Origin of the sequence: Methanobrevibacter sp., assembly GCF_045586545.1 — an archaeon.
Classification (GTDB): domain Archaea; phylum Methanobacteriota; class Methanobacteria; order Methanobacteriales; family Methanobacteriaceae; genus Methanocatella.
In genome coordinates this window covers 1-8690 of the sequence record NZ_JAZNAN010000135.1, presented here as the reverse complement: position 1 = coordinate 8690, position 8690 = coordinate 1, and the positions used below count along the sequence as shown (strand labels likewise).

Sequence of the window (8690 nt, the reverse complement as noted above, 5' to 3'; positions counted from 1 at the left end):
TGATTCGCTTAATCCTAAAAAATCATGTTCTTTTTTGAGCATGTTTAACATGGTGTTAAAAGTGGTCATATTGCACTTCAGCTTAGTGTAACCATGGAGTTTGAATATTTTATAGGTGTTCTGATAGCTTTCTAAGAGTTTGTTCCATGTAAATCTGGAATTGCCTATATTCTGGTTAATTTTAATCTTCATATCCTCATCAGGATACAACCTAACCTCTAAACCCTGATTAACACCTTTCATAATACATTCAACCCCATAAATATTTAATGCATATAATAATAATTATAAATAATTATAATATATAATGAAAATGAGAGAGAGCATTTGAAAAGTATTCCCCAATACCTCCTTTTGTGAAATTCATCCCCGACCTTAAAGAGGTCGGGGTATTCTTTCACTATTAAGATAAAAGATACGTTTTCCACATTCCCCTCTCGAAATGTTGCGAGGGGGAACTTGTCAGGCTTGATTTGGAGGATGCTCTTGATGAATTGATTAGTCACTTTCATCAGAATGGCTTCGACAGCCTATATATGAGTGAGGTGAAGTCATTCTACAAGTCAAGGGAGTATGAAGAGCTTCTGATAATCCTCTTCACTTCAGGCGATGACTTTCCAGAGGAAATCTTCAGGGAGTGGTTTGCCAAAAGCAACCATGTGCTCGGCCAGGAAGCCTTCGCATACGAATGCAATGGAAAAATGTATATTCAGGAATGTGATAAATTATGAGTATAAGGTGTTAATATGGATGATGAAACATTAAAAAAATATGCATATGTTAGTATTTCAAGCTACAGGGCAAGAGCCGTAAAGTCCCTTAAGGATGACGTGAAGATGCCCTCAGAAATCGCAAGGGATACCGGAATCAGGAAAAACCACATATCCAAAGTGCTTCGAGAGCTCAAGGACTGCGGAGTTGCCGAATGCATCAACGAAGAGGTCCGCCGTGGCAGGCTCTACCGCCTCACCGATGCCGGAGAGCAGATTGTTGAAAAGCTTGAATGATTTGAAAAATTATTTTAATCTTGTATAATAGAATAGTAAACATGAAGTTTTCAGGATTCATGAATGTCTACCAGCTGGACGACAAGAGCTGGGAGTATCAGTTCGGGGAACGGTCACTTAAGGCAAACACTTTAAAGGAGCTTGAGGTTCTTGTCAGTCTGTATGGGCTTAAGTGGAGAGTACTCGATGAAGCGCTTGCCGCCAAATCCCTTGAGGAAGATAAGGATAATGTAACTGGTTTTTTGAATGTTTACCGTGATGGGGATTACTGGTGCTACCGTGGAAGCGGCTTGAAGTCCAGGAGTTTGAAAGTCCTGAAGAAAAAGGTCTTGGCCGAAGGTCTTGAATGGAGTGAAACTGATAAGGATTTGGCCTACAAGAACTGGAAACTTGATTTGCGGAAGTTTGAGAAATAGATATTAATTTATACTTTTAAATTATTTATTTTCGCAATTGAATGTTAATTAGGTGTCTGAATTGAATAAAAAGGAAAAAATTGTAATCGTCCTTTTAATTATAATAATTATTATACTGATTGGAGCAATATTAAGTTTAACGATTTTTGATTCAGATAATTTACAAAATAATACTACTGTGGTTAATACAACTAATACCACTTTAAATGCAACTTTTGAAAATGCTACATCAACATCCTCAAGCCAATACTCTGATTCCTCCCAAGAAGATGAACCTGAATATGGAACAGATGAATATGTGGATAAATGGGATGAATCACAACAAAGTGGTAGTGACTGGTCATACTTACATGACCAACCCGTAAAAACAGATGATGATGGAAATAGATATAAAAGAATGTATGATGAGGATAGCGGAGAAAGTTATTGGTTCCCATTAGATCAGGATTATGAAGAATAAGTTAGTTGGAATATAAAAATTCATGATTAAAAATTTAAATGGTGTTGGCAATCTATGGAATTTAATCAAAACCAAAAAGATGTCATTTATTATGGAAAAGGCACACTGCTTGTTGAGGCAGGTCCGGGTTCAGGTAAAACCACTGTCATTGTTGAGAGAATCAAACATCTAATCGATATCGGAGTCAGTCCCGAAACATTTCTTGTTATCACATTTACAAGGAAGGCTGCTGAAAACCTTCAAAACAAATTGAAAGAATTCCTCTCAAAAGAGGATATCTCCAAAATGCAAATCTCAACAATTCACTCCTTTTGTCTGGAATATCTTAAAGGCAAAGATGAAGTATTCAAGCTGCTTGATGATGACAATTCAGAAAAGAAGGCATTGTTCATTCAGAAATTTAAAAAGCAATTGGGCTTTACAGGTCCGTATACTGTTTTTGATTATCAGATTCCATCAGTCATCAGCAAATTCGGTGAATACACAAGCTTTAATGTTGATTCAGATGAGCTGGTCAGATACATCAAGGAGAACAGACCAGTTTCACAGGATTATCTTGATTTCATCAATTCACTAGAACACTTCTCCAAAAAAAGAGTTGATGACAATGATTTCAAGGATGACTGGTACAATGCAAGATATCAAAGAATTGCTGAAGCATATCCGAAGTACCTCAAGCTGTTGGATGAATCCGGCTATGTTGACTATGATACATTGCAGCTCAAGACATTGGAAAAACTTCAAGAAGACCCTGAAACCCCTTATAATGCTATATTAATCGATGAGTTTCAGGACACCGACCCGTTGCAGTTCAGGATTTTTGAAATACTAAGGAAAAACGCTGATTACTTCACGGCTGTGGGGGATGTTGACCAGCACATATATGCTTTTAGAAGTTCATTCAATGATTATTTCAAGGAACTGTATGAGAAGAACTCACCTGAAATCATCAGTTTGAACAGGAATTACAGATCCACCCGAAACATTGTTAAGTTAACCGATTCATTTATTGGGGATTACAGAAAGGAGTATTCCCGAAAGCATCTTGAAAGCGCCAACGAAGATTATGACAACGATTCATTCATTCTGGAAAATGAAACTCCAGCTGAAGAAGCAGAAAATATCTTTAACATTATCAAACATTTGCATGATGAAAAGGGCCTGGAGTACAGTGACATTGCGGTTCTATACAGAAAACACTACAATAAAACCATTCCTTTATTAGTAGATCTGCTGAATGGTGAGGATATTGACTTTACCATTCGGGGTCAGGCTGATTTGAAAGACCAGGATGAAGTAAAATCTCTTTTGACTTTGCTCTGGTATATTACCAGAAGATGCGATAAAAGATATATCTCATCAGCTGATGAGCTTAAGGAGTTGAACCTTAAGGCATTCTGCGGTGAAAACTTTGAGCCTGCATTCTGGGCACTTGCAGATGAGACTAAAGAGTATCTTAAGAACCTGCAGGAAAGTTTTCAAGCTGAGCTTTTACGCGTTGAAAATGAGGCAAGGGCAACTCAGGGCAAGGGCAAAGTTAGGGCAGTCCACAACATCAAGAAAAACGAGGACATGGATACATTAATTGAAATCTTTTCACAAGTTGAAAAGCCGGTTGTTGATTTGGATGCAATTGAAAATGAAAATGACGGGAAGTTCTTTTCTGATTTAGAGAATTTAAGAAAAGAAATAGATTGTGAAGAGCCTCCAACTATTTTAGAAGTCTATTACAGGTTAGTTTCACTTGGTGATTACTTTAAAGATATTGAAAACAATATTGAAGAGGTAAACAACCTTGCAGCATTGACACAGACCATCTATAACTATGAATCATTCATTTCCCAGACTGACATTAAGGGACTGTATTTCTTCCTCAACAGAGCCATCGGTGATTACAGTTCATATCTTTCCTCTGATGGAGGAGTTCAGCTGATGACAGTGCATGCCGCTAAGGGTTTGGAGTTTCCGGTAACAATTGTAGCAACGCTTGAAAAAGACAAGTTTCCGATGGTTGTTAAAGATGAAAATCGCGAGAAAAACTACATTAACGGTCGGGAAACCTTCTACACTCCAAATGAGTATCTTGAGTATAAACGCAATATTTCTCTTGAAAAGGAAAATGAACTTGAAGAGAGCGAAGAGGCACATATCATTTACGTTGCAATGACACGTGCGGCCGATTTGCTGATACTCTCCTGTGTCGGAGAGACTCCAAATGCTATAAACAATCTTAAAGATTCGCTGAAAGAGTTTAGCATGGACTGTCTGGATGATGTTGTTGTTGAAAAGAAATTTTCAAGCTCTGATGATGAAAAGCTGAAACTTAACTATTCAAGTTATTCTACATACAACCTGTGTCCGTTTATGTATAACCTGATTTATAACTGCGGATTCAGGGTTTCGGATGAAAACGTGACAAATCTCGGAACAGTATTTCACGAAGTGATGGAAAAGGTCAATTTGAAACTGAAAGATCAGGAATATATCCAGGATGATGAGCTGGATAGGGTTATTCAAGAGGTATATGAGTCAATGTTTGAGATTGACGATGATTCGGATGACTATAATCAGCTGAAGGAGTCCATTCACGAGTACTTTAATGAGTATTCGGTCAAACAGGATGTTTTGGAAAGTGAACTGCCATTTGAAATTGAAAGGGAAAACTATATTTTAAATGGTGCAATCGATTTGATTTATAAGATTGGTGATGGTGAGATTGCAATTCTGGACTACAAGAATGCTGAAGTTGATGACCATAAGATAAAGCATTACGAAAAGCAGCTATATATCTATGCTTCAGCTTTAAGTGAACTGTTCGAATTCAATGATTTTGATATTAAAAAAGGGGAAACCCACTTTGTTAAAAGTGACTATACCAATACTGTAGTTATTACTGATGAAAAGATTTCAGAGCAGATGGATAAACTGAATGATGTTGCTTTAAAGATTATCGATGAAGAATATCCTAAAAAGAAAAGCAATTTCTGTGAATATTGTAAATTTAGGATAATTTGTGGTGATTAATTAAATAAAATTGAGGTGTGTAAATATGGTAAATATGTGGATGGTTCGAGCTGGTGAAAATGCATTTTTAATAGATGATTTTAAAGAAATGAATATTGTAGCTATTGGATGGGAAATTGGAGATATATCCGGTAAAACTCCTGATGAAATTAAACACATTATGGCAAAAAAATATCCTGAAGCAAGTAAAACTTCTTTAGGTTTAAATTCAGCTCAAGTTATTAAATTTGCAATTGATTTTGAAATTGGAGATTATGTAATTTCATATAATCCTCAAACACATAATTATTTAGTAGGAAAAATTACTTCTGATTATTATTTCTCTGAAAAATTAGCTGAAAAGTATGATAAAGATAAAGATTTTTACCATCATTTCCGCGATATTGAATGGATTGGTGAAACATCCAAAGATAAATTATCACCAACTGCATTAAGACCATTAAAATCTGTAATGACTATTTTTAATTTAAATGAAACAGCTAAAAATGAAATATTATATAAATTAAATGATGAAAAAATTGAATGGACAGATTTCTACATAGAATTTGCTGATAAATTATTGCAATATAAAGACAATCGTCGTAAATTAATTAATAAGATTCAAAATGTTTTTAATGAATTAGGCATGACTTTACCTACCTTAGAAAGAGATGAGGAAGGTAGAGATATTATTCCATTTGATATTGATCCATTTACAGTATTTGCACTTTTCAACAAACAAATTTCTTATGAAAATAGGGTTAATATTTTAAATCAAATAAAAAAGGAATTTAATCTAAACAATAATGTTCCTAATTCATTTCATGGAATTGCAACAGTAAATAACCTTAAAGCTGCATTTTTCCTCTTCAGTGAAAATCGTGGAGAAAATGATATAAATAATTTATGGGAGCTTTTTGAAATTGCACTAAACTATTCAAATGACAATAATGGTGAGTTTATAAGTGCTTTTAATAATGTATTAACTCAACAAGGAATCCGTTGGAATATTACAATGGGTCTAAATTGGATTAGACCATTCACTTTTATTAATTTAGATACAAATAGTCGTAATTTATTGTCTTCACATGAGATGTTTTCTAAAGAATTTAGGGATAAAATTAACTCTTTAAAAACTCCTCCTGGAGGAGCAGAATATCTTCAAATTTGTAAAGAAGTTAAAAATAGTTTAAATAATTCTAATGTTGATAATTTCCCAGAATTGTCCCATATGGCTTATGTTTTAAAACGAGATAATCAAGATGATGATTCTTCTGGTAAAGGAATTGGTGATGGGGATGTTAAAACAACTAAATACTGGTTAATTTCTGCTGGTTCTGAAAGCATATGGTGGGAGGATTTTTATAAAAATGGAGAAGTTGGAATTGGTTTTAGTGGAACTGGAGATTTAAATCAGTATAAAACTAAAGAAGAAATTAAATTTAAATTCCAAGAGATTTTCAATGATAATAGTTCTCATAAAAATGATGCTCATGCTTGTTGGCAGTTTGTTCATGATATGCAAATTGGAGACATAATATTTGTTAAAAATGGAACTAGTGAAATCATTGGGCGAGGAATCGTCGAGTCTGGCTATGAATATAATACAAAAAACTCTTTCCATAATATTCGAAAAGTTGATTGGACTCATAAAGGAAATTGGACTTATGAAAAAGGAAATTTAATTACAAAAACATTAACTGAAATAACTAATTTTCCCGATTTAGTAAATGAACTTGTTGAGTTAGTTGATGATGGGGGAATTGTAATACCAGATTATCCTGAGTATAATCTTGATAAATTCCTTGATGAAGTTTATATTGATGAAAAAGATTATATTATTCTTATAAATTTGCTTAAAAATAAGAAAAATCTTATCGTTGAAGGCGCTCCAGGAGTTGGAAAGACATTTATGGCAAAAAGATTAGCATATTCAATAATGGGTGTAAAAGATAGTAATCGTGTCATGATGGTTCAATTCCATCAAAGTTACTCCTATGAGGACTTTGTTATGGGTTACAGACCGTCTAAAGAAGGTTTTGAATTAAGGGAAGGGTCATTTTATCAATTCTGTAAAGATGCAGAAGAAGACTCTGAAAATGATTATTTCTTTATAATTGATGAAATTAACAGAGGAAACCTCAGTAAAATCTTTGGTGAACTATTTATGCTCATTGAGAATGATAAACGTGGAGAAAAAAATAAAATTCGATTATTATACTCAAATGAATTCTTTTTCATACCTAAAAACGTCTACATTATCGGTTTAATGAATACTGCTGACAGATCTCTAGCCATGATTGATTATGCACTAAGGCGCAGATTTGCATTTTTCGATTTAAAACCTGGCTTTGATTCAAATGGATTCAAAAGCTATCAATATGAACTTGAAAACGATAAATTCAATAATCTAATTGAGGTAATGAAAGAATTAAATCAAGATATTAAGGATGATGAAAGTCTGGGTGAAGGATTCAGAATAGGACACAGTTATCTGTGCAATATTAAGGCAGAAGATGTTGATGAGAAATTGCATTATATTGTAGAATATGAACTGATTCCACTTTTAAAAGAGTATTGGTTTGATGAGACAGATAAAGTTGACGATTGGTCTTACAGGTTAAGAAGTGTCATTAATGATAGTTAATGAAACAATTTACATTAAAAACATTTATTATATGCTTTCTTATGCATTCAGAGTCTTGAATGAGAAGGGATATAAAAAGATAGAAGCGGAAAGCTTTGAAAACACAGCAGATTTACTTTCAGAAATCTTGATTATTGGCGTATCTCGCCAGATTAAACAGGGTCTTGTAAAGGATTACATTGATGTAACCGAGACCACTTCATCTGTAAGGGGTAAGATTAACATTACCGAGTCAATCAATTCCCAGTCTTTCATTAAAAAGCAGTTGAACTGTACGTATGATGAATTTTCAGAGAACTGTTATTTAAACCAAATTATTAAATCCACATTTAATCTATTGGTTAAGATAGATATCTCTTCTGCTCGAAGGAAGAAGCTGAAACGTCTGCTGATGTATTTCAGTGATGTTGACCTGATTGACGTCAATTCAATCAATTGGAAAATCAGATTTGACAGAAACAACCAGACCTATAAGATGCTAATAAATGTATGTTATCTAGCTATTAATGGATTGATTCACTCTGAAGCTTCGGGGGATGTTAAGGTAATGGAGTTTCTCGATGACCAGCAAATGAACTCATTATATGAGAAATTCCTTTTGAATTACTTTAAAAAGGAACATCCTAAGATAAAAACTCATGCTCCACAAATTGATTGGCAGATTGATAGCGGTGTGGACTTTTTGCTTCCAAAGATGAAAACCGATGTGACTTTGGAGTATGAAAATAAAATTCTAATCATTGATGCCAAATTTTATTCACAGAATACTTCAGAAAATTATGGAAAGAATATACATCACTCAGATAACTTGTATCAGATTTTTACTTATGTTAAAAATAAACAGATTGAGCATCAGGGAAACAATGTTGAAGTTAGTGGAATGTTACTTTACGCTCGCACGAATCAGAGTATTCAACCCAATAGTGAGTATGTGATGAGTGGCAATAAAATTTCAGTTAAAACTCTTGATTTGAATTATGATTTCGATTTAATTAAAGAACAATTAGATGAGATTATTTTTGAATATTTTTAAATTGTTATTGCTTTGTACAATTATATGCATTTAACAAAATTGTTATTAATAAAGATAAATAAATATTTAATAATAAGATGTGCATATTTTTCTAATAATTCTTTAGGGTAATTAGATGTCAACT

At 33.6% G+C, this 8690-nt stretch carries 8 protein-coding genes; 7 read left to right on the top strand and 1 reads right to left on the bottom strand.

Annotated elements, in window-relative coordinates; translation table 11 throughout:
• Positions 1 to 243, bottom strand: a 243-nt coding sequence (locus ACKI3D_RS10145) for a helix-turn-helix domain-containing protein (RefSeq protein ID WP_407394229.1), incomplete at its 3' end; no start/stop codon positions are given.
• A gap of 230 nt (positions 244 to 473) precedes the next feature.
• On the opposite strand from ACKI3D_RS10145, the gene ACKI3D_RS10140 reads away from it, so the two are divergent.
• The 7 genes from ACKI3D_RS10140 to mcrC are packed head-to-tail and all read left to right on the top strand — an operon-like array spanning position 474 to position 8566.
• On the top strand, positions 474 to 731 hold the full coding sequence (locus tag ACKI3D_RS10140) for a hypothetical protein (protein WP_407394227.1): 258 nt from the start codon (positions 474 to 476) through the stop codon (positions 729 to 731).
• Between the two features lie 15 nt (positions 732 to 746).
• The gene (locus tag ACKI3D_RS10135; RefSeq protein ID WP_407394225.1) at positions 747 to 1007 is read left to right on the top strand and encodes a winged helix-turn-helix domain-containing protein; all 261 of its coding nucleotides are present in this window, start codon (positions 747 to 749) and stop codon (positions 1005 to 1007) included.
• A gap of 41 nt (positions 1008 to 1048) precedes the next feature.
• Positions 1049 to 1423, top strand: a complete 375-nt coding sequence (locus ACKI3D_RS10130) for a hypothetical protein (RefSeq protein WP_407394223.1) — start codon at positions 1049 to 1051, stop codon at positions 1421 to 1423.
• A 52-nt stretch (positions 1424 to 1475) separates the two neighbouring features.
• Positions 1476 to 1883: a hypothetical protein gene (locus ACKI3D_RS10125; protein ID WP_407394221.1), complete on the top strand. Its 408-nt coding sequence runs from the start codon at positions 1476 to 1478 to the stop codon at positions 1881 to 1883.
• A gap of 54 nt (positions 1884 to 1937) precedes the next feature.
• Positions 1938 to 4907, top strand: coding sequence for an ATP-dependent helicase (locus ACKI3D_RS10120; protein ID WP_407394219.1), 2970 nt, complete (start codon positions 1938 to 1940; stop codon positions 4905 to 4907).
• A gap of 25 nt (positions 4908 to 4932) precedes the next feature.
• The gene (locus ACKI3D_RS10115; RefSeq protein WP_407394217.1) at positions 4933 to 7533 is read left to right on the top strand and encodes an AAA family ATPase; all 2601 of its coding nucleotides are present in this window, start codon (positions 4933 to 4935) and stop codon (positions 7531 to 7533) included.
• Positions 7523 to 8566: a 5-methylcytosine-specific restriction endonuclease system specificity protein McrC gene (gene mcrC / locus ACKI3D_RS10110; RefSeq protein WP_407394215.1), complete on the top strand. Its 1044-nt coding sequence runs from the start codon at positions 7523 to 7525 to the stop codon at positions 8564 to 8566. The genes ACKI3D_RS10115 and mcrC overlap by 11 nt, the downstream gene beginning before the upstream one ends.
• The last annotated feature ends 124 nt before the right edge of the window (positions 8567 to 8690 follow it).

Excerpts from the sequence above, each read along its gene's own strand:
- ACKI3D_RS10135 (WP_407394225.1), top strand. The coding sequence starts at position 747 with ATGGATGATGAAACATTAAAAAAATATGCATATGTTAGTATTTCAAGC.
- ACKI3D_RS10130 (WP_407394223.1), top strand. The coding sequence starts at position 1,049 with ATGAAGTTTTCAGGATTCATGAATGTCTACCAGCTGGACGACAAGAGC.
- ACKI3D_RS10120 (WP_407394219.1), top strand. The coding sequence starts at position 1,938 with ATGGAATTTAATCAAAACCAAAAAGATGTCATTTATTATGGAAAAGGC.
- ACKI3D_RS10115 (WP_407394217.1), top strand. The coding sequence starts at position 4,933 with ATGGTAAATATGTGGATGGTTCGAGCTGGTGAAAATGCATTTTTAATA.
- mcrC (WP_407394215.1), top strand. The coding sequence starts at position 7,523 with ATGATAGTTAATGAAACAATTTACATTAAAAACATTTATTATATGCTT.